The sequence below is a fragment of the Runella salmonicolor genome, from assembly GCF_024158025.1.
In the GTDB taxonomy this organism is placed as follows: domain Bacteria; phylum Bacteroidota; class Bacteroidia; order Cytophagales; family Spirosomataceae; genus Runella; species Runella salmonicolor.
Window position 1 is genome coordinate 118704 of record NZ_JAMZEL010000013.1, and the last position, 21115, is coordinate 139818.

Consider the following 21115-nt stretch of genomic DNA (forward strand, 5'->3'; position numbering starts at 1 on the left):
GTTTTAGGAATGTTTGATTAATTTTGCCTCTGGATAGATTTATTTCCCACAATTGCATGAAAAAAATACTAGATTACTTCCTCAGCAGTGTTTACATGATTTATTTTGGTTTGACACTGGTGATATTTCACGTCATACAAGTCATTTGTTTTCATCTTTTTGGCCGCCGAACGCACCAAAAATCGGTTCATTGGCTCAATGGATTTCTATTGCACGGATTGTGGATACTGGGGACCCGCCTGCACCATGAAGCAAAAACAGAGCTGCCTACTGACCGGCCCGTTATCTTTGTGGCAAATCATCAGAGTATGTTTGACATCGTGGGAATGATTTGGTACATGCGCAAAAACTACCCAATTTTTGTCTCCAAAATCGAATTGGCAAAAGGTATTCCCAGCATTTCTTATAATCTGCGTAAAAGCGGGGCTGCGCTCATTGACCGAAAAGACGGAAAGCAAGCCATCGTTGAAATAGCCCGTTTGGGTAAGTTGATTGAAGAAACGAAGTTTTCAGCGGCGATTTTTCCCGAAGGAACCCGTTCAAGAACGGGCGAGCTAAAGCAGTTTGCTGTGGGGGGGGTGGCCATACTCGTCAAAAAAGCCCCCCATGCTTTGGTGGTACCTGTCGCTATTAAAAACACGGGTAAATTGAACCCAAAAGGGATTTTTCCGCTTAACAGTCTAGAGCGGTTGTCGTGGATAAGCCTAACACCCATAGAACCGAAAGGAAAAAGTGCCGAAGAATTGGTGGAGTTGGCGAAGTTAGCCATTCAAAAAGAGCTAGAAACCGCTTAATAGTTGATTTAAATTTGCAGAAATAAGTGTAAATTTACCCAATCTGCGTTTTTCATCAAGGTGAAATAGGTAGATTTGTCACTGAAATAATAGTTGGGAATTTAAAAATATAGTTTCATTTTTGCATAGAATTACAGCCGTAATTGTATCTAACATAAAGCTGGTCAATGAATTACGCAAAAGTATTCTTGTTGATTCTTTTTAGTCTTCTTATAGGACTGGTGTCAGTCCTTAGGCCTACTTTGAAGGATATTAAGAAACAAGCTGCGAATGAAAAAATGGCGGACTCTTCCTGCCCTGATTCTGAGACCAATTGCCCTTTTGACGAAGAAACTGGCGAGGAAGGATGGGATGAATTTGAGTCCTTATCTTACCCCGTTTTTAACGTCTCGGCGCTGACCAAATCGCATCTTAATTTCACGTATCTAATGCCTGCTCCTGAGCATTTTACGTCGATTTGTATTCCTCCTCCCGAAAGCCATTAGTGCTTTTTTGTTCTTAATTCACCCTTTCCGACCCGTTCTGTCGCGTATTTGCTTGGTTAACAAACTTATTGCCCTATTTGGCCCAGTTTGTCAATGGATTTTGTTTTTATGTTGCTCGACAGCCCTAAAAATAACCTGCTGCGCTGTGATGTGTTGTACTTAATCGTTGGCAGTTATTGCTACGAATCATCTTCTCAATTATAATAAAAAATAATCTAAAAACAGATTCCACTTAATTTAATAAAATGAAGGACCTACTGAATGATTTAAAACAAGATTTACCCGCCGGATTAGTGGTGTTCTTAGTGGCATTACCCCTCTGTTTAGGTATCGCTTTGGCGTCGGGGGCGCCTCTTTTTTCGGGAGTTATTGCAGGCATTATTGGCGGGATTGTGGTCGCAATAGCGAGCGGTTCGCCCGTGAGTGTGAGTGGGCCTGCGGCTGGGCTCACCGTTATTGTGCTGAACTCTATCCAACAATTAGGCTCGTATGAGCTGTTTTTGTTGGCGGTGGTAATAGCGGGTATCATGCAGGTTGTTTTAGGATACCTCAAAGCTGGGATTATCGGTCATTATTTTCCCTCGAGCGTCATCAAAGGTATGTTGGCGGCAATTGGTTTAATTCTTGTTTTCAAACAAATTCCTCATGCTCTTGGCTACGACAAAGACAGCGAAGGTGATTTTGTATTTGTGCAGGTAGACGGAGAAAATACATTTTCTGAAATCCTAAATGCGCTCAATTTTCTTCAGCCTGGCGCCATCATTATTGCTACCCTTTCGCTCCTCATTCTTATTGCTTGGGATAAGCCATTCTTCAAAAGATACACCTTCTTTAAGTTTGTGCCTGGCGCATTGGTCGTTGTGGCCTTGGGGGTTGGGTTAAATGAGTTCTTTAAAGTCGCATTTCCCGTACTCGCTTTGGAAAATGACCACCTTGTCAAGCTCCCAGTGGCAAGTTCTGTCAATGAATTTATTGGTCAATTTACCCTGCCCGACTTTTCAGGGTTTAGCAACTACAACGTTTATATCATTGCGTTTACCATCGCCATTGTGGCAAGTTTGGAGTCGCTGCTGAGCGTAGAAGCAGCCGATAAACTTGACCCTTATAAGCGTAATACCCCTACCAACCGTGAATTAAAAGCCCAAGGATTGGGTAATATTATTTCTGGGTTGATTGGCGGACTTCCTCTGACGGCCGTTATTGTGCGCAGTTCAGCCAACATCAATTCGGGAGCTAAAACCAAAAAATCGGCCATCATTCATGGGCTGTTTTTATTAATCAGCGTGGTTGGTTTTGCCTCCTTACTAAACAAAATACCGTTGGCCTGTTTGGCCGCCGTTTTGTTGATGGTGGGCTACAAGCTGGCCAAATTATCCCTCTTTAAGTCGATGTATGCCTTGGGTTGGGAGCAATTTGTGCCTTTTGTAGTGACCATTGTTGCGATTTTGTTTTCTGATTTATTGAAAGGAATTGGCATCGGAATGGCCGTTTCGATTTTCTTTATTTTGCGCAATAATTATAAAAGAGCGTACTATTTTATGAAAGAGAAACGTAGTGAGGGTGAAACGATTACGATTCAGCTGGTAGAAGACGTGACGTTTATCAACAAAGGAGTCATTACGCTTACCTTAGATAAACTGCCTTTAAATTCGAACGTCATCATTGACGGGACCAAATCCCACAACATTGATTTAGACGTTCTCGAAATCATCCATAATTTTAGAGAGACCGCCGTTTTGAGGGGAATCAAACTGGAGTTGAAGGGAATTCCGGCATTTAAGGGTGTGGCAGGGCATTAAACCATGTGTACGCAATTGCATTACTACCAATTTTAAATTAATCCTGTGGACATTGAGCCACAAAAAAAACTTAAAAAATGAAAGCACATTCAAAAGAAACACAATCCAATCTGACGCCAAGGAAGGCCTTGCAAATTTTAAAGGAAGGCAACGAGAGGTTTATCCACAATTTGAAAGTTCAACGAGATTTATTAGAACAAGTAAATGATACGCGAGAAGGCCAATGGCCATTTGCCATTGTACTAAGCTGCATCGATAGCAGAACATCTGCCGAGCTTATTTTTGACCAAGGGCTAGGAGATATTTTCTCGGTAAGGATTGCGGGTAATATCGTAAATACCGATATTTTGGGTAGCATGGAATTTGCCTGTAAATTGGCAGGTTCAAAATTGATTGTTGTCTTGGGGCATACTAAATGTGGTGCCGTAAAAGGGGCTTGCGACCATGTAGAAATGGGGAATTTAACGGAACTTTTGGCTAAACTTCAACCAGCTGTTTATCAGGAAAATGAAACCAAAGAAAATCGTAATTCTACCAATAAAACGTTCGTTGAAAATGTCGCTACAATAAATGTGAAGCGTAATGTAAGAAACATTATTGAACGAAGTTTTATTTTGGAACAATTGGTCGAAAATGGCCAAATTGGGGTTGTAGGTGCAATGTATAACGTAGAGACGGGCGAAGTGGAGTTTTATGACGATGTCATGTTTATTCGTGACCCTGAAAATGCTGAATTTAGTGTAGAAAGTTTACGCCATTAATTTGGCGAAACGCCCCCCGCATTTACAAGGGATAGCAGTCTAATAAACCCCAACTCGGATGACGTTAAAATATTTGAATAAAGATTTTTCAGCAGGGGTAGCGGTGTTTTTAGTAACGCTGCCGTTGTGCCTCGGTATCGCGCTGGCTTCGGGGGCGCCCCTTTTCTCGGGATTACTGGCTGGCATTGTGGGGGGTATTGTCGTTACTTTGTTTTCGGGGTCGGAAATCAGTGTCAGTGGGCCCGCCGCGGGGCTTACTGTCATTGTTTTTGATAGTATTCAACGACTGGGTAGCTATCCCAATTTTCTGATGGCCGTGGTGTTGGCTGGCGTAATACAATTCTTGTTGGGATGGCTAAAAGCAGGCCGATTAAGCAGTTTTGTGCCTTCCAGCGTTATTAGTGGTATGTTGGTCGCTATTGGAATTGTGATTATCCTGAAACAAATTCCTCATGCCTTAGGATGGGATGCCGATTATGAAGGCGAATTTGAATTTTCGCAAGCCGACCAGCGCAACACATTCTCAGAAATTATAGAAGCCTTGAGTCATCCCAATGCGGGAGCTATTTTGATAAGTGTGTTCTGTTTAGGGCTGATTGCTTGGTGGGATTATTCTGCAAAAAGGGGGATAAAATTCTTCAAAACAATCCCAGGGGGTGTGGTGGTGGTTTTAGTGGGGGTTGTCCTTAATCAGTTGCTGGCGTTATGGTTTCCAGCCATGAGTTTGAAAGAGGAAAGTCACTTGGTGCGGGTTCCGCTCATTCGTGATTGGACCGATGCAAAAGCCGCGTTCAATTTTCCAGCGTTCGAAATCTTGGCCAATCCACAAGTGTATATTTCGGCCCTTACGTTGGCGATTGTGGGAAGCATTGAGTCGCTTTTCAGCTTAGAAGCCGCCGATAAGTTGGATACAAGACGTCGTATATCATCTCCCAATCAGGAATTGAAGGCGCAGGGAATCGGCAATATAGTTTCGGGCCTGATTGGAGGCTTGCCGCTCACGTTGGTAGCGATTCGAACTTCGGTCAATGTGTACAGCGGCGCGCAAACGCGCCTTTCGTCTTTCATTCATGGGCTTTTGATGCTGTTGGCGGTGTTTTCTATTCCCCAATTACTCAATTATATCCCATTGGCTTGTTTAGCGGCATTGCTTATATCGGTTGGTTACAAACTAGCGACGGTCGAGATTTTTAAAAAAATGTACCGTGAAGGCTCCGACCAATTTATTCCCTTCATTATTACGGTCCTTGCCATTGTGTTTACCGACTTATTGATTGGACTGGCCATTGGGCTGATTGTGGGCATGATTTACATTGTGTATACCAACAATCTGTCGGCAATAAGTGTAGGACGAGACAAGGAAACGGTACTGATTTGGTTTAAAAAGGATGTATCATTTTTAAACAAGGCCCATTTGAAAGAAGTATTGGCGGCCTTAAAACCAGGAGACTATGTGTTTGTGGATGGCCTGAGGGCACAATTTATCGACCACGATATTTTTACAACCCTAGAAGAATTTGAGGCCGATGCCCCGTTAAGAGGAATTCAAGTGGAATTTAAGGGGATTACGAGACGTAAAATCGCAAAACAAAAATCCAATGCAATCATACAAAAAACTATTACTGGCGAATAAATCTTGGGCTGCTGAAAAGCTTATGCTCGACGAAAGTTATTTCGACGAATTGGCGGCCGATCAAAAGCCTGAGTTCTTGTGGATTGGCTGCGCCGACAGCCGGGTGCCCGCCAATGAGGTGACAGGCACGGCTCCTGGCGAAATTTTTGTTCACCGCAACGTGGCCAACTTGGTGATTCATACCGACATAAATATGCTAAGTGTATTGCAGTACGCGGTAGAGGTGTTGGAAGTAAAGCACATTTTGGTGGTAGGACACTATGGCTGCGGGGGCGTAAAAGCCGCCATGACCAACAAGGATTTTGGTTTAATCAACAAGTGGTTGCGGAATATCAAGGATGTCTATTCAAAGCATTATGATGAGCTTGAGGCGGTGCCCGAGGGGCAGGAGCGTTTTGACCGTTTGGTTGAATTTAACGTCATTGAGCAGACCAAAAATCTGGCCAAAACCACGATAGTGCAAAAAGCTTGGAAAAAGAGAAATTATCCGCATCTGCACGGTTGGGTATTTGATTTACATACGGGTTTGATTAATTCAATTACCGAAATCCCACCCGGCTCGCCCGTTGAGTCTATTTATCGGTATGATTTTGAAGATGAGCCCCAAAAAGAGGAAGATTTATCGCATAATTATAAGCATTGAAAAGAGCCACAATCTCTTGGGGAAGGCGTATTAATTGAGTTTGGCAACCAATTTCTACACGAAGTTTACAGGAATAACTGATTCAATGGATTAAATAGTTTTAAAATCATAAGGAAACGCGGCAAAATGGGGAATAAAATGTGGTGAAGCCAACTTTTCTAAAAAAACAGTTGTTAAATACAAATTACCCATCTTAACAAACTATATGAAAAAAGCAGTCGCTACTTTGCTCGCATTGAGCAGTTTTTTTGTAGGCTTTAGCCAAACCAACATCCCTAAAAGTACTTGGCGCGCTGCGCTACAGCGTGGAGTGCATGATTTGCCCTTCGGGCTGGAAATCAATCCGAAAGCCAACGGAAAATATGAAGTTTTTGTACTAAATGGCTCGGAGCGCTTGGCCATGGATGAAGCCTACATGGTAGGCGATTCGATTCATATTCCGATGCTGATTTTTGATTCTGATTTGGTTGCCAAAGTATCAGGCAATACAATGACGGGATCTTGGAAGAAAAACAGAAATGGCGTTTGGGTATCGGTGCTTCCTTTCAAAGCCGAAAAAGGCGAGGTGCATCTTTTTGCCAAAACCCCCGCCAAAACCACGAAAAACGTAACTGGTAAATACGCCACTTATTTTTTGCGTCCTCAAGCAAAAGATTCCACTTTTGCCGTCGGTATTTTGGAACAAAAAGGTGCAAAATTAGCAGGAACGGTACTGACTCCTACGGGAGATTATCGGTATTTGGCGGGTGATGTGATTGGCGATAGTCTTTTTATGTCGTGCTACGACGGTTCTCATGCTTTTTTGTTCAGAGCTGCCATTGCTTCCAACGGTACGATTCGAGGGGGATTATGGTCAGGCATTTCTGGTTTCCAACACTTTGTAGCTTACCGCGACGAAAAAGCTGAATTGCCTCCCCCTACGGCATTGACTTATTTGAAGCCGGGTTTTGAAACGCTTGATTTTGCTTTCCCCGATACCAAAGGAAACATTGTTTCGTTGAAAGACGAACGCTACAAAGGGAAAGTTGTGGTTTTGCAGCTGTCTGGGACGTGGTGCCCAAACTGCATGGACGAAACCCGTTTTATGGTGCCTTGGTACGAAAAAAATGCCAAACGCGGGGTAGAAATCGTGGGTTTGATGTTTGAACGTTCGCCCGAAATGAAAATATCAGGGCCGAAAATTGATTTTATGGGCAAGCGTTTCGGCGTGCCCTATCCGCTGCTTTTGGCGGGTACCAACGATGCTGATGCGGGCAAATCGCTCCCTGCGCTCAACAAAATAGCGGGGTATCCAACCACCATTTTTATTGACAAAAAAGGACGCGTACGCGAAATTCACACGGGCTTCTCTGGCCCGGGTACTGGCAAATACTACGATCAGTTTATTGAAGATTTCAACGCACTTATTACGAAATTACTGAGTGAGTAAGGGATTTTTTGAGGGACCATCCAAGGTATTTAAGGTTTTTATTTATGAACTTAAATACCTTGGATGGTTTAATTTTTTAGTAGGTTCTGGGGTTATCGCGCTTATCTTTCTGAATATCTTGTCGTGCTAAAATAATGACTCTATGCAGGAGCCACTGGTTAGAACTCGCACTTACAAATGGGCAATTCGTTAAAATTAAGCGTTAGAAAACTATATTTACTATGTTGCTTCCCCAGTAGCGCTAAGGCTGCCATGAAAAACTTCTTGATTCTATACTTTATTGCCTTTACTAGTTTTGCCCAAAAACCATCCCAAATAGACTCTCTGAAAAAAAAGTTAGCGACAACGTCGGACATCCAAAGAAAGACCCAAATCGTGCAGGATATTTGCGAAGCTTACAGTAGAAATCAACCAGATTCGGCCCAAAAATACCTTGAAATAGCGCAGGATTTTTCCAAAAAATCAATGGATAAAAAGCTGGAAGGCCGTTCGTATCATTTGGCGGCTAACTTTTTTCGTGCTCAAAATGAATTCGAAAAGAGCCTTCAGGCAAGTCAGAAAACCATTGATTTGTACGAAGCAATTGACTACAAAAGGGGGCTTGGAAGGGTCTATAACAGCATTGGCCTGACGTATAAAAAAATGGGCGACTCCCAAAAAGTTGCCGCTTTTACGCGAAAAGCACTCATGTTTTCTTTGAAAGCGATAGACATGGCCAAGGTGGTTGAGGATACCAACGGCTTGATTTCTGGGTATAACAATGCCGGGATTGCTTACCGGGATTTGAAGGAATTTCGCAAGGCGGAAGATGCCTATAAGATGGGATTAAAGAATGCCGAAAAATACAAAGTTGACCGGGATGCGGGCGTTTTGCACGCCAATTTGGGGCAGATTTACATTGATTTCGAAAAAGAGTACGACAAGGCAATTGTTGAATTGGAGAAATCACTGGTGATTCACGCCAATCACAACGACCAACAGGGAATTGAACACGCTTATCGGAGTTTGGGGAGGGCGTATCAGATGAAAAAAGAATATAAAAAAGCCATTGATTACGCCCAAAAGTCGGTGGCTATTGCGCACTCCCTCAAAGACATTCATCGGCTCTTTAATGCCTACGGAATACTTTATGGGATTCAGGAAGACGCGGGTTTGTACAAAGAGGCATTGGCAAGTCTGAAAATAGCCAAGCAATTGGAAGATTCTACCTTGCGGGTCGAAAAAACCAAAAACATTGCCGAGATTGAAAGTAAATACCAAACCGAGAAAAAGGAGATTGAAATAAAAAGCCTGAATGAAAAAAATGCGCTGCAACGGAATCAACTGGCATTTGCGGGCTTGGGATTGTTGGTTTTAATGGGCCTGTTGGGGACGCTGTATTGGCAATATAAAAAGATAAAAGAGAATCGGTCGCAGATTCAAAAGCAATCCGATGATTTAAAACTGATGATGAAGGAACTTCACCATCGCGTAAAAAATAACCTAGCGATTGTCAGCAGTCTGTTGAAAATACAATCGAGTAAAATGGAGGACGAAAAGGCCGTTTTGGCGGTTCGGCAAGGGCAACAACGCGTAGAAGCTATGTCGTTGATTCATCAGCGGTTGTACCAGAATGACAAAGTCTCAACCATCAATATCAAAGAATACATCAGCGATTTGGTGGATAGCCTGATGAACGCGTATGGGCATGAGGTGGATAATTTTGAGGTGCAACTAAGTGTTGAGCAGGAAGAAATGGATGTAGATTTGGCCATTTCTTTGGGGTTGATAATCAATGAGTTGTTGACCAATTCTTTCAAGTATGCTTATACAGAAGCCGTCCATCCAGCATTAAAAATTACGTTGAAAAATAAAGTGGGGCTGTCGTTGGAAATACAAGATAACGGGCCTGGATTAGACATGGAGCGCTGGAATCGCGCCAAGGATTCTTTTGGCAAAAAACTGATTGCAGGGCTTACAAAACAGATTGGGGGTAGCTTCACGATTGAAAACCAAAACGGAACCTATTGTCGATTGTATATCTCTCCAGAAAAAATGAAATTGGTGGCATAAAAAATGAAGATATTAATCATTGAGGACGAATTTATTCTAGCCACCGATTTGAGTGATACCCTCGAAGCGGAAGGCTATGAGGTTGCATTTGTAGCCGACAATGGCCCCGAAGCGCTTGAATTTTATCAAAAAAATGAAGTGGATTTGGTGCTGTGCGACATCCACATCAACGGTGACTGGGACGGGATAGAAACGGTGAAACGGCTCATTGACTTTCGGCAATCCCCGATTATTTATTTAACCGCTTTTACCGACGCCGAAACCCTCGAACGCGCCAAAGAGACCTACCCGGCGGCGTATATTCCCAAGCCGTATCACATCGTTAACCTCAGGATGGCAATCGAAATGGCGATTAATAATTTTGCCATGCGGGTTCATCCGATGAAAATCTTGAAAGACACAAAAACGGATGTAGCCCGAAAAGAAGCCATTTTGCAGGTAAATGAATGTATTTTTATCAAGCAAAACTACCAATTTGTCAAATTCAGATTAGACGACATTCTTTATCTTGAAGCCGAGAGTATGTACACCAATATCGTTACGTCTCAGAAGAAATACGTTATTCGTCAGACCGTAGGTGGAGTATTGGAACGGCTGCCAATCAAGCACTTGGTTCGTATTCACCGTTCGTACGCGGTCAATATCCATCGAATTGAATCTTTTAACGAGCACGAAGTGACCATCAATGGCCAAGCCTTTCCGTTGGGGCGTTCTTTTAAGGACGAGTTTATGCGACAGTTTATGTTTCGTTAAATTTTGACCGTTATTTTTATCAACAAAGCCAAAACTTATTCCTAAGTTTTGGCTTTGTTGAGGGAGAACAAATAGCTACTTTCGGCTCAAATTGTTTAGGTCCAACCTTCGCGGTATTGCCGCTTTACAAATGCATTAGCAACGTCAAAATTGGTGATTTTCATATTGGCCCCATCCCAAAGAAGTTTTTTACGGCCAGTGAATTTACCATTTTCGCGGTGTAGATAGCTACGAACGGCCAAGTTGCCCATCAATACGATTTCGGCCAAGGGCCCTGCTTCATCAAACGAAGAGCTAGTGTAGGTTCCGAATCCCGCTTTGCAGGCTTTTACCCATTGCTGTTGGTGGCCTGTGGTGTCTCCTTCAACCAACGGGCGGGTGGGAGCGGGGAATTTTACGTCCTGTAATTGTCCTTTGACAAATAATTTAGGATTGTTGCCAAACAGCTCACAGGCGAGTACTCCTTTGGTTCCGATAAACATAACACCGCCGTCAACACTGGCAAATATTTTTTCGTAATCACAGCCTTCGGGGATTTTGGGTCGGATGCCGCCGTCGTACCACGAAAGACTTAATTCGGGATATTTCTTAGAACTTGGGTTGGGAAATTTAAAGTGGATTGACGTGGCTTGTGGGCCAATATCGCCAAAGAAAGCCTCTTTGAAAAAATCGGCATATACCGAACTCGCGGAACACTCAACGGAGGTAGGATACCCCAATTTGAGGGTACGAAACGGCACATCCATGAAGTGGCAACCCATGTCGCCGAGTGCGCCCGTACCAAAGTCCCAATAACCGCGCCAACGCGTGGGCATGTAGGCTTCGTGGTACTCGCGGTAAGGAGCAGTGCCGAGCCACAAATCCCAGTCCACCTCGGCCGGAATAGGCATAGTTTCTTTTTTATCTCTGGGCGACTTTACCCCTTGCGGCCACACGGGGCGGTCGGTCCAAACCTCCACGGTATGTACTTCTCCAATCATGCCCGACTGGACAATGGCTTCGGTTTGGCGGGTGCCTTTGCCGCTGGAGCCTTGGTTGCCCATTTGAGTCACAAGTTTCTTTTCTTTGGCGAGTTGGGTCAGCATTCGGGCTTCCCAAATATCGTGTGTGAGGGGTTTTTCGAGGTAAATATGTTTGCCCAATTGCATGGCGGCACTGCCGATGACGTAATGCATGTGGTCGGGGGTAGTGACAATGACCGCGTCGATGTTTTTGGCTTCTTTTTCCAACATCTTGCGGTAATCTTTATAGTAGGGTGCATTGGGAAACTGCTTACGAAACTTCACGGCTTGGCGGTCGTCCACGTCGCAAAGTGCCACAATGTTGTCTGAGCCATTGTTGTAGGCTAATGGAATATTGACCCCCGCTTTGCCGCCGCATCCCACGGCGGCCATGTTTAGCTTGTCGCTGGGAGCCACGAAGCCCTTGCCAAGTACATGACGGGGTACAATCATAAACCCTGCGGCGGTTACGGCGCTTCCTTTCAGAAAGCCACGACGGTTAACCATTTTTTTGTTTTTGGAATTCATAGGTTTGTGAAGAAAGAATTTGTTAGAAAAAAGCAGCCTGTAAGCGGTTTTTACTCGCAACTGGTTTGCAAACAGGAGAGTACAGGGTGAAGGTAGAAAAACGCTTGCTGTATCTTTCGACAAAAAAGACGTAGTACTAAACCCTTTCATCATGCAGGTATTATTTGGTGTTATTTATCACTTCATCGGGGGTTTTGCTTCCGGTAGTTTTTATATTCCTTACAAAAAAGTACGTGATTGGTCGTGGGAGAGTTATTGGATTGTAGGCGGGCTGTTTTCGTGGTTATTGGCACCGTTTATTGCCGCCTATTTGACTGTGCCAAACTTCATGGACATTATTCGTAACACTGACAGTACTACGCTGTTTTGGACATACGTGTTAGGTGTGCTGTGGGGCATTGGCGGTTTGACCTTCGGCTTGACCATGCGTTATCTGGGTATGTCGCTTGGCATGGCTATTGTATTGGGCTTTTGTTCGGCCTTCGGAGCGTTGATTCCGCCGATTTACCGCGATTTGTTTACTGACGACACTAAAGGGACTTTTTCGAGTATGTTGGGAAGCACGGGCGGACAAATCGTATTGCTGGGCGTAGCGGTTTGTTTGGCAGGGATTTACATCTGCGGTAAAGCGGGTGTAATGAAAGAAAATGAACTTTCGGATGCAGAAAAGAAAGAAAGTGTCAAAGAGTTTGATTTTTGGAAAGGGATAATTGTGGCAACCATTTCAGGCGTGCTGAGCGCCTGTTTCAACTTTGGAATTGAAGCCGGAAAAGTAATGGCCGAGGCCGCATTGGTCAACGGTAGTAACCCTTTGTTTCAGAATAACGTCATTTTTGTGCCGCTGCTGTGGGGTGGGCTTACTACAAATTTTATCTGGTGCATGATTTTAAATACCCGCAATCGTACTTTCGGCGATTATACCAACGCTAAAGCCCCGCTCAAAACTAACTATATGTTCTCGGCCATTGCCGGTACAACGTGGTTTTTGCAGTTCTTTTTCTACGGGATGGGTGAAAGTAAACTCGGCAACGGAGCCAGCTCATGGATTCTGCACATGGCATGTATCATCATTGTGTCCAACGTTTGGGGGATTTACTTCAAAGAATGGAAGGGTGTTTCTTCAATAACGTACCGCACTATTATTTTGGGCATTGCTACCGTTATTTTATCGGTTTTCATTGTCGGAATCGGGAATTACTGGTAGCAGAAGTATTGGCAAAGTACTAGTAGACGTTGGCCGATATGCACTGTCAATTTCTGTGCATATCGGCCAACGTCTGTATTTATTGGGTAGGCTTATAATCGCCAACATTGATGACTTTGTCACAAAAATCGTATTCGGCAGGAACGTTGGAGCAGAGCAATAACAGTTGGCTGGGGGCTAAACGCTGTACTTCTTGGAGGTACCACGCCGACCATTTGGCGTCGAGGTTAGAGGTGGGTTCATCCAGCATCACAACAGAAACATCCGAATAAAAGGCCAATGCCAATTTGAGACGTTGCTTCATTCCCGACGAAAAATACTTGATAGCTTTGTCTTTTGAGGCGTCCAATTCAAGACGTTGGAGGATTTCTTGGTTGGTAATTCCCGCTTTGAAAGGCTTAAAGCCCGCATGGAAATTGAGCAATTCGACCAGACTGAATTCTTCAATTAGCTCAAGATAAGGAGCCGCGAGTACGATTTGGCGGTACCAATCGTCTTCGTCGATGATTTTATTTGATAATTGATAAGTTATTTTTCCTTCGGTCAGGGGCATTACGCCCGAAATAACTTGGAGAAAGGTGGATTTTCCGCTGCCGTTGGGGCCTACAAACGTATAGCTGTTTCCGGCGTTGAGTTCAAGCATTACATTTCTAAAAATCCATTCGCGGTTAAAACGCTTCCCAAGTCCGTCAATGATAATTTGCATACATCACTTTGTCAAAGGCAATGAGGTTGAAATAGGTTTTCAACCTCATTGCTGAAAATTTCGACAAAGGTATCAACTAAAGTTTTGCTTCCGCCCACCATTGCTTAAATAAGGTCAAATCTTTTTTCATCGCCGTCAGTAATTCCTGGGAGCTGATGCTGAGTTTTTTAGCCCCGTTTTCGGCCCCGCCCAATGGATATTCGTAGTGCATCGTGATGGGCAATTGAATATTATATTGTTTCAGCAATTCCAGGTATTTGGGCCAATTGACCACGCCTTCACCCAGCGGGCAGCCTTGTTTGCCCCATTTGTCGTTTTTCTTGGTCCAGAAAAAATCTTTGATGGCAATCGATTTGACGTGCGGTGCAATGAGACGAAAGCCCGTTTCCCATGAGCCGCCCGCTTCGGCGGTGGCATGGTTGATGTCGTATTGGCACCCTATGGCGTTGGATTTGATGGTTTGCAGTTGTTGGTACACATCCCAAATCGGTGCTCCATGATAGTTGCCTGAGTGGTTTTGATAATGCCCAACCATGCCGTATTTTTCGTTCAAGGCAGCCACAGCCTTCATCCGCTGACCAAAAGCCGCGCTTTGGCCAGCGATGTCTTGCTTCATATTGTAGGGATACCAACCCATGCGGTAATGTTTGATGCCGAGTGATTGTGCCGTTTTCAGAATTCGTTCGCTTTGGGCATCGGCGTCCAAAATCGTGGTCACCATCAAAGGAGCTACAAGGTTATGTTTTTTAAAAGCCGCAACGGCTTTGGGCAAATCCTCTTCCACGCGCTCGGGCAACACGTGCCCACCCGGGCGAACGGTCAGGTCAATGCCGTTGAAGCCAAGCCCTGCGATGGTTTCGGCGAGTTGGTCATATCCTTCAATCCACTGAAACATTTTGGAAAAAACATAGATTTGGGGCGTGCCTGCGGCCACGGGCGGCTTGGCTTGCAGGGTAAACGCCGCGCTGCCCGCGAGGGTTGTCCCGATAAATTCACGACGGTTCATAAGGGTAATGCCTGTTTTTGGGTGAGTCAATGATTGAGAATAATTAACCAAAAATCTTTTTTGCGTAGCTTACATTCTGCGGATAGGTTTCGTCTACGCTTTTGCCTTTGGGCTGCGACCACTCGATCTGCGCCCAGCCTTTGTAACCTGATTCATCAAGTAAACTTTTGATGCGGGGCCAGTCCATGGTGCCTTGTCCGAGCAAAAACTCGTTGTCTTTTAGGTGGATTTCGCAAATCAGTTTGCGCTTTCCCAGCAGCGGAATGTCTTTGTAAATATCATAGCCAGCATCGGCCGAATTGCGCGGGTCATAATAGACTTGTAGATTGGAAGAGCCTACGGCTTCAATGATTTCAATGTGCTCTTCCGCGCTTAAATAAGACTCAATACCTAAGATAATGCCCTGTTTTTCAGCCTTGGGGGTAAGTTGCTTTAGCCGTTCGATGACTACTTTTTTGCTAGCATCGTCTTTGCGTAAATCACCGTTTCCAAAGAAGGCCAGAAGAATCACGTTAGTGCCCAGCGCTTTGGCGGCATCGATGCTTTCGCTGACCCACTCCACCGTTTTTGCTTCGGATTTGAGCGGTACGTCGTTGAGCATTCCGATGGCTAAACTGGCAATTTTGACCCCTGTACGCTGAGACGCGGCGAGAATGGCCTGCCGATTTTCGGAGCGCGACAAATAGTTGAGGTCACTTTTGGAATTGTAGCTTACCTGTACGCCTTCCAAGCCTATTTTTTGGGCGTAGTCAAATGCTGCGGGATTGCAGTTAAGGCGCAACGACCAGTCGCAGGCTCCGATTTGATAATTGCTGCGATTTGTCATGCTGAAAGCACCTCCTGCGCTCAGCGTGGCAGTCGTCAATACAGAAAGTTGAGAGATGGCTTCACGGCGGTTCATTGCATCAAACAATTAGTGGTGAACTCATTTCCGATAAAACGTAAGTTTGTTGGAAAAATACTGTTAAAGGGCTATTTTTACTTTAAAATCTCCTGCTGTATATTTTGCCATGCTAACTGTTCACCGATTTAAAACATCAATTTTATTTTTGACCGTTAGAATGACAAGATTAGGTACGTGCCCATGAACCAACGAACTACTACAAATTTTTTTGATACAAAAATTGAGTTTTTAAAAGGCGTAGGCCCCCAACGGGCGGTTACGCTCAACAAAGAACTCAATATTTTTACCTTTGGTGATTTAATTCAATATTACCCGTTTCGGCACGAGGACCGCAGTCGTTTTCATCGCATCAACGAGTTGACGGAAGAACTGACGGCGGTGCAGCTCAAAGGCCGTATTCGGAGTATGGTGGTAGTAGGCGAGGGGTTTAAACGCCGCCTGACCGTCGAATTTACGGACGGTACTGGGGTTGTAGAATTTGTGTATTTTCAGAGCATCGACTGGCATCTTAAGCATTTTAAAGAAGGCGGAGAATACATTGCTTATGGTAAGCCCCAGCGTTATGGGCAGCGCTTCAATTTTAGCCACCCCGAAATTGAGACCATCAACCCCGAAAATGAAAACGGGGGGTATTTTCAGCCGGTTTATAACCTGACCGAAACCCTTCGCAAAAAACACCTCGATAGCCGCTTTCTGAGTAAAGTAATGCGGACGCTGCTGGAGCAAGCTACCCCGCATTTTAGGGAAACTTTGCCCGAAGAACTGGTGCGGAAGTTCAGGCTGTTTTCCAAAACGGATGCCATGTGGAATATCCACTTGCCTGAGAGCGAAGCGGCACTAAATCAGGCGTTGCGGAGGCTCAAATTTGAGGAGCTGTTCTACAATCAGTTGCGGCTAATCAAAAATAAAATTCTTCACAAGACGGAGTATCCGGGGCAGATTTTCACGAATCTCGATTTGGTGAAGCGATTTTATACGGAAGGCAGTATGCCCTTCGAACTGACCAACGCTCAAAAGCGGGTATTACGTGAAATCCACGACGACCTTAAAACGGGCAAACATATGAACCGCCTGTTGCAGGGAGACGTGGGCAGCGGCAAAACCATCGTGGCGTTTATTGCGATGCTGATGGCCATCGGCAATGGCGCACAAACCTGTATCATGGCCCCCACCGAAATCCTAGCCGACCAGCATTACCGAGGGCTGAAAGGGTTTGCCGAAGCCCTGGGGCTAAAAATAGCCCTGCTGACGGGTTCTACCACCAAAAAAGGACGAAAACTGATATTCCCCGATTTAGCCGAAGGAAACATTCATATCATTGTAGGGACACACGCCCTGCTTGAAGACCCCGTTCAGTTCAAAAACCTAGGACTTTGTATCATTGATGAGCAACACCGTTTCGGCGTGGCCCAACGGGCCAAATTATGGGCTAAAAATCCTACAATTCCGCCGCATATATTGGTCATGACCGCCACGCCCATTCCACGCACGTTGGCCATGACACTTTACGGAGATTTGGATGTGAGCATAATCGACGAGCTGCCTGCGGGACGAAAACCCATCAAAACCGTACATCGCTACGACCAGCATCGCATCAACGTGTTTGGTTTTTTACGCGACGAAATCAAGAAAGGTCGGCAAGTGTACATGGTGTATCCGCTCATTGAGGAGTCGGAAAAATTGGATTATAAAGACCTCATGGACGGCTATGAGAGCGTCAGTCGGGCGTTTCCAGAATACCACGTGAGCATCGTGCACGGTAAAATGCTGGCCTACGAGAAAGACGATGAGATGCAGCGCTTTGTGCGGGGCGAAACCCAAATCATGGTTGCCACTACGGTGATAGAAGTAGGGGTAAACGTACCCAATGCCAGTGTGATGGTGATAGAAAGTGCCGAGCGTTTTGGGCTTTCTCAGTTGCACCAGTTGCGCGGTCGCGTGGGGCGCGGTGCGGAGCAGAGTTATTGCGTACTCATGACGGGTGTAAAGCTTAGTAAGGATACGCGCTTGCGCATTGAGACACTTTGCCAAACCAACAACGGGTTTGAAATTGCTGATGTAGATCTCAAACTCCGTGGCCCCGGCGATTTGGCTGGTACGCAGCAAAGTGGTTTGCTCGACCTCTTGATTGCTGACTTGGCCAAAGATGGAGAAATTTTAAAGGCGGCCCGCGCCGCTGCCGAAAGTATTCTGAACGAAGACCCCACTTTCATTCTTCCCAAAAACGAGCCTATTCGCTCCCACATTGATTCTTTGCACAAAGAATCCACCAATTGGAGCCGTATCAGTTGATACTATCAGGCGTTGATTCGGGGTCTTTCCTGAAAACCGATACATTCATGACGGAAGCAGGCCCGAAAGAGGGCATTTTTCCCTAACTTTGTTCTTTGTTTTCATAAAATTGATTCTTTTCCAATGACAGGTTATTTAAGCGGGTTGAACGAACCACAGGCGCAGGCCGTTACGCACGGCGAAGGGCCTTTGATGATTATTGCGGGAGCGGGTTCGGGAAAAACGCGTGTATTGACACTCAGAATTGCCCACCTTATTGAAAATGGCGTTGACCCGTTTCGGATTTTGTCGTTGACTTTTACCAACAAAGCTGCGGGCGAAATGCGCGACCGGATTGAGAAAGTGGTTGGTTTTGAGGCGCGTAACATTTGGATGGGAACCTTTCACGCCGTCTTTGCCAAAATTTTACGCATCGAAGCACGCTATTTAGGCTATACTTCCGATTTCTCCATTTATGATACCGACGATTCAAAATCGCTTATCAAAAGCATCGTCAAGGAGCTGAACCTGGACGATAAAACCTATAAACCAAACGTTGTCTTTAACCGTATTTCGGGGGCCAAGAATAACCTGATTTCAGCCGATGACTACCTAGCCAATAAACTTTTCAGAGCTGACGACGAAGCCGCTAAGCTTCCCGAAATCGGACGCTTGTACAAGGCCTATACTACGCGTTGTTTTCAGGCCAACGCCATGGATTTTGACGATTTATTGTACAATACCAACGTGCTGTTTCGTGATTTTCCTGAGGTGTTAAACAAATACCAACATAAGTTTCAGTACGTATTGGTGGATGAGTTTCAGGACACCAACGTGGCGCAGTATCTCATTACCAGAAAGTTAGCGGCGGTGCATCGCAATATTGCCGTGGTGGGCGACGATGCCCAGAGTATCTATGCCTTTCGCGGGGCGAATATTCAGAACATTCTCAATTTTGAGAAAGACTTTCCCGAAGTAAAAGTGGTCAAGCTGGAGCAAAACTACCGCTCCACCCAAACCATCGTCAACGCCGCCAATTCGGTCATTGCCCGCAATAAAGCACAGTTGAAGAAAAACGTTTTTACGGCCAATGAAGAAGGCGGCTTGATTGAGGTAGTAAAAGCGAGTTCAGACAATGAGGAAGGGCGTCTGATTGCGTCGGCGATTTTTGAAGAAAAAGTAAACAAAGGGCTGCGCAATACCGATTTTGCCATTTTGTACCGCACCAATGCCCAATCACGGTCGTTTGAAGAGGCGTTGCGTAGGCAGAATATCAAGTACCGCATCATTGGCGGGCTTTCCTTTTATCAACGAAAAGAAATCAAGGATTTGCTGGCGTATTTGCGGTTTGTGGTGAATCAAAGCGATGAAGAAGCCTTTAAGCGTATTATCAATTTACCCAAGCGCGGGATTGGCGACACGACCGTGGCTAAAATCGCGGTGACGGCCGCCGAAAACCAAGTGCCGGTGTGGGAGGTGGTTTCCAACATCACCAAGTACATTTCGGGGCGAGCTACCCTACCGATTGAAAGCTTTGCGATTCTTATCAAGAGTTTTAAACTGCTGATTGAGGAAGGCAAAGATGCTTATACCGTTGCGGCACACGTGGCCAAGACGTCGGGTATTTTGAAGGAATTGTACGAAGACAAAACCGTGGAGGGCTTGAGCCGCTACGAAAACGTGCAGGAATTGCTGAATGCTATTAAGGAGTTTGTGGATAATGCTGACAACGAGGACAAAACCATCAGTTCGTTTCTGCAAACGGTTTCATTGCTAACCAACGCCGATGAATCGGACGATGGCGATACCGACCGCGTAACGCTCATGACGATTCACGGTGCCAAAGGCTTAGAGTTTAAAAATGTGTACGTGGTAGGATTGGAAGAAGGACTTTTTCCGAGCCAGATGATGCTCGAAAAGCGCGAAGATTTGGAAGAAGAACGCCGATTGTTTTACGTGGCCATTACCCGTGCCGAAAGCAAGCTTACCTTTTCCTACGCCGAAAGCCGCTACAATTGGGGCCGATTGAACATGTGCGAACCAAGCCGTTTTTTATACGAAGTAGACCAACGTTTTTTGACTACGTCCAAAGGTCGTCGTTCGGGAGGCTTTGACGAATATCGCAACAACGTTGAGCCGACGGCCATGAATTTTATTCGGAAACCTTCACCAACTCCTGGCAGTGTACAAAAGCCCGCCAGTGAAGGAAGCCCGACCACACCCGCCAGTCGATTGGCAAATGGACAACGCCCTTCTACGCAGGCTACGAGCGTACCTCAGTCAGCCTCTACCGACTTTGTAGCGAGCGATACGTCAACTTTGGAAGAAGGCAATCGGGTAGAACATCCCAAGTTTGGTAAAGGAACGGTAAAGAAAATGGACATCAACGGCACCGACCGCAAAGCCGTGATTCAGTTTGATACTGTCGGCGAAAAAACGCTGTTGCTAAGCTTTGCGAAACTGCGGATTTTGCGGTAGTCTCCTGCGATTTACCTCAATGCCAGTTTAATCAACTGCTCAACCGTAATTTGGTCGCCTTCTCGTTTGAGGATTGTATCTACGCTCTTTTCGGCGGTAGGTTTGGGAATACCGAGCATCGTTAAGGCCGCAATCGCTTCGCTCCTTACTTGACTGTTGGCCGTAATAAAGATATTGGGCTGGGTAGCAATAGTGCCTTCTTTCTTGATTTTATCTTTTAAGTCAATGATGACCCGTTGCGCTGTTTTACCACCAATTCCCTTAATGGTTTGAATTAGTTTTACATCTTCGTTGACAATGGCCGTTTTGATTTCGGCGGCCGATAAAGACGACAGCATAATCAGTGCGGTGGCCGAACCTACCCCCGACACACTGATTAAATCCAAAAATAGAATCTTCTCGGTGGGCTCGGCAAAACCATAAAGTACGTGAGAATCTTCCCTGATTTGCTGATAGGTGATTACCTTACACACCTCCCCAGGGTTGGGCAGGGCTGCGTAGGTTTGCAGAGAGATTTTTACTTCATAACCAACCCCGCCTACATCCATAATGATATAAGCGGGGTCTTTATGAGCAAGTTTGCCGTTTAAGTATGCAATCATGAGCCCCTATTTCCCCAAAGGGGATTTTAAGTTCAATAAAAAATAATTGTTTAAAGTCCCTTTTGG

Annotated in this window: 17 protein-coding genes; 12 read left to right on the forward strand and 5 right to left on the reverse strand. The window is 45.1% G+C overall.

Annotated elements, in window-relative coordinates; all coding sequences use genetic code 11:
- The first annotated feature begins 56 nt into the window (after positions 1-56).
- The 9 genes from NCI00_RS23905 (at position 57) to NCI00_RS23945 (ending at position 10349) form a co-directional block, all read left to right on the forward strand.
- A complete protein-coding gene (locus NCI00_RS23905) occupies positions 57-794 on the forward strand; it encodes a lysophospholipid acyltransferase family protein (protein ID WP_253531950.1) in 738 nt (245 codons plus the stop codon).
- Between the two features lie 167 nt (positions 795-961).
- Entirely contained in the window at positions 962-1279 is a 318-nt protein-coding gene (locus NCI00_RS23910; RefSeq protein WP_253531952.1) for a hypothetical protein, read from the forward strand.
- A 245-nt stretch (positions 1280-1524) separates the two neighbouring features.
- Entirely contained in the window at positions 1525-3078 is a 1554-nt protein-coding gene (locus NCI00_RS23915) for a SulP family inorganic anion transporter (protein ID WP_253531954.1), read from the forward strand.
- Between the two features lie 77 nt (positions 3079-3155).
- Positions 3156-3839 (forward strand): carbonic anhydrase family protein, encoded by a 684-nt coding sequence (locus NCI00_RS23920; RefSeq protein WP_253531956.1) that lies wholly within the window; start codon positions 3156-3158, stop codon positions 3837-3839.
- Between the two features lie 58 nt (positions 3840-3897).
- Positions 3898-5472 carry a SulP family inorganic anion transporter gene (locus NCI00_RS23925; RefSeq protein ID WP_253531958.1) on the forward strand — a complete coding sequence of 525 codons (1575 nt, stop codon included), beginning with the start codon at positions 3898-3900 and terminating at the stop codon, positions 5470-5472.
- On the forward strand, positions 5438-6115 hold the full coding sequence (locus NCI00_RS23930; protein ID WP_253531959.1) for a carbonic anhydrase: 678 nt from the start codon (positions 5438-5440) through the stop codon (positions 6113-6115). The genes NCI00_RS23925 and NCI00_RS23930 overlap by 35 nt, the downstream gene beginning before the upstream one ends.
- A gap of 205 nt (positions 6116-6320) precedes the next feature.
- Positions 6321-7544 carry a peroxiredoxin family protein gene (locus tag NCI00_RS23935; RefSeq protein ID WP_253531960.1) on the forward strand — a complete coding sequence of 408 codons (1224 nt, stop codon included), beginning with the start codon at positions 6321-6323 and terminating at the stop codon, positions 7542-7544.
- A 252-nt stretch (positions 7545-7796) separates the two neighbouring features.
- Complete coding sequence (locus tag NCI00_RS23940) at positions 7797-9596, forward strand: sensor histidine kinase (RefSeq protein WP_253531961.1); 1800 nt, start codon at positions 7797-7799, stop codon at positions 9594-9596.
- Between the two features lie 3 nt (positions 9597-9599).
- Entirely contained in the window at positions 9600-10349 is a 750-nt protein-coding gene (locus NCI00_RS23945; protein WP_253531962.1) for a LytR/AlgR family response regulator transcription factor, read from the forward strand.
- Positions 10350-10444: 95 nt separating this feature from the next.
- Here NCI00_RS23945 and NCI00_RS23950 read toward each other — a convergent pair whose 3' ends face one another.
- A complete protein-coding gene (locus NCI00_RS23950) occupies positions 10445-11878 on the reverse strand; it encodes a Gfo/Idh/MocA family oxidoreductase (protein WP_253531963.1) in 1434 nt (477 codons plus the stop codon).
- Between the two features lie 151 nt (positions 11879-12029).
- Here NCI00_RS23950 and rhaT point away from each other — a divergent pair, with 151 nt between their 5' ends.
- A complete protein-coding gene (gene rhaT / locus NCI00_RS23955) occupies positions 12030-13082 on the forward strand; it encodes an L-rhamnose/proton symporter RhaT (RefSeq protein WP_166561393.1) in 1053 nt (350 codons plus the stop codon).
- A gap of 79 nt (positions 13083-13161) precedes the next feature.
- On the opposite strand, the gene NCI00_RS23960 is transcribed toward rhaT, so the two are convergent.
- The 3 genes from NCI00_RS23960 to NCI00_RS23970 form a co-directional block, all read right to left on the reverse strand.
- Positions 13162-13788, reverse strand: coding sequence for an ABC transporter ATP-binding protein (locus tag NCI00_RS23960; protein ID WP_253531964.1), 627 nt, complete (start codon positions 13786-13788; stop codon positions 13162-13164).
- A gap of 76 nt (positions 13789-13864) precedes the next feature.
- On the reverse strand, positions 13865-14794 hold the full coding sequence (locus NCI00_RS23965; protein WP_253531965.1) for a sugar phosphate isomerase/epimerase family protein: 930 nt from the start codon (positions 14792-14794) through the stop codon (positions 13865-13867).
- A 43-nt stretch (positions 14795-14837) separates the two neighbouring features.
- Positions 14838-15695: a sugar phosphate isomerase/epimerase family protein gene (locus NCI00_RS23970; protein WP_253531967.1), complete on the reverse strand. Its 858-nt coding sequence runs from the start codon at positions 15693-15695 to the stop codon at positions 14838-14840.
- A gap of 183 nt (positions 15696-15878) precedes the next feature.
- Between NCI00_RS23970 and recG the strand changes: the two genes are divergently transcribed.
- Together recG and NCI00_RS23980 are read left to right on the forward strand one after the other, a co-directional pair.
- Complete coding sequence (recG, locus tag NCI00_RS23975; RefSeq protein ID WP_166561397.1) at positions 15879-17990, forward strand: ATP-dependent DNA helicase RecG; 2112 nt, start codon at positions 15879-15881, stop codon at positions 17988-17990.
- Between the two features lie 123 nt (positions 17991-18113).
- Complete coding sequence (locus tag NCI00_RS23980; protein ID WP_253531969.1) at positions 18114-20447, forward strand: ATP-dependent helicase; 2334 nt, start codon at positions 18114-18116, stop codon at positions 20445-20447.
- An 11-nt stretch (positions 20448-20458) separates the two neighbouring features.
- Here NCI00_RS23980 and ruvA read toward each other — a convergent pair whose 3' ends face one another.
- The gene (gene ruvA, locus NCI00_RS23985; RefSeq protein ID WP_253531971.1) at positions 20459-21049 is read right to left on the reverse strand and encodes a Holliday junction branch migration protein RuvA; all 591 of its coding nucleotides are present in this window, start codon (positions 21047-21049) and stop codon (positions 20459-20461) included.
- Positions 21050-21115 lie beyond the last annotated feature (66 nt).

Bases quoted from the DNA above. Each gene is read 5' to 3' on its own strand.
- NCI00_RS23980 (WP_253531969.1), top strand. From the start codon at position 18,114: ATGACAGGTTATTTAAGCGGGTTGAACGAACCACAGGCGCAGGCCGTT.
- recG (WP_166561397.1), top strand. From the start codon at position 15,879: ATGAACCAACGAACTACTACAAATTTTTTTGATACAAAAATTGAGTTT.
- NCI00_RS23915 (WP_253531954.1), top strand. From the start codon at position 1,525: ATGAAGGACCTACTGAATGATTTAAAACAAGATTTACCCGCCGGATTA.
- NCI00_RS23960 (WP_253531964.1), bottom strand. From the start codon at position 13,788: ATGCAAATTATCATTGACGGACTTGGGAAGCGTTTTAACCGCGAATGG.
- NCI00_RS23925 (WP_253531958.1), top strand. From the start codon at position 3,898: ATGACGTTAAAATATTTGAATAAAGATTTTTCAGCAGGGGTAGCGGTG.
- NCI00_RS23970 (WP_253531967.1), bottom strand. From the start codon at position 15,695: ATGAACCGCCGTGAAGCCATCTCTCAACTTTCTGTATTGACGACTGCC.
- NCI00_RS23905 (WP_253531950.1), top strand. From the start codon at position 57: ATGAAAAAAATACTAGATTACTTCCTCAGCAGTGTTTACATGATTTAT.
- NCI00_RS23945 (WP_253531962.1), top strand. From the start codon at position 9,600: ATGAAGATATTAATCATTGAGGACGAATTTATTCTAGCCACCGATTTG.
- NCI00_RS23910 (WP_253531952.1), top strand. From the start codon at position 962: ATGAATTACGCAAAAGTATTCTTGTTGATTCTTTTTAGTCTTCTTATA.
- ruvA (WP_253531971.1), bottom strand. From the start codon at position 21,049: ATGATTGCATACTTAAACGGCAAACTTGCTCATAAAGACCCCGCTTAT.
- NCI00_RS23920 (WP_253531956.1), top strand. From the start codon at position 3,156: ATGAAAGCACATTCAAAAGAAACACAATCCAATCTGACGCCAAGGAAG.
- NCI00_RS23935 (WP_253531960.1), top strand. From the start codon at position 6,321: ATGAAAAAAGCAGTCGCTACTTTGCTCGCATTGAGCAGTTTTTTTGTA.
- NCI00_RS23930 (WP_253531959.1), top strand. From the start codon at position 5,438: ATGCAATCATACAAAAAACTATTACTGGCGAATAAATCTTGGGCTGCT.
- NCI00_RS23950 (WP_253531963.1), bottom strand. From the start codon at position 11,878: ATGAATTCCAAAAACAAAAAAATGGTTAACCGTCGTGGCTTTCTGAAA.
- rhaT (WP_166561393.1), top strand. From the start codon at position 12,030: ATGCAGGTATTATTTGGTGTTATTTATCACTTCATCGGGGGTTTTGCT.
- NCI00_RS23965 (WP_253531965.1), bottom strand. From the start codon at position 14,794: ATGAACCGTCGTGAATTTATCGGGACAACCCTCGCGGGCAGCGCGGCG.
- NCI00_RS23940 (WP_253531961.1), top strand. From the start codon at position 7,797: ATGAAAAACTTCTTGATTCTATACTTTATTGCCTTTACTAGTTTTGCC.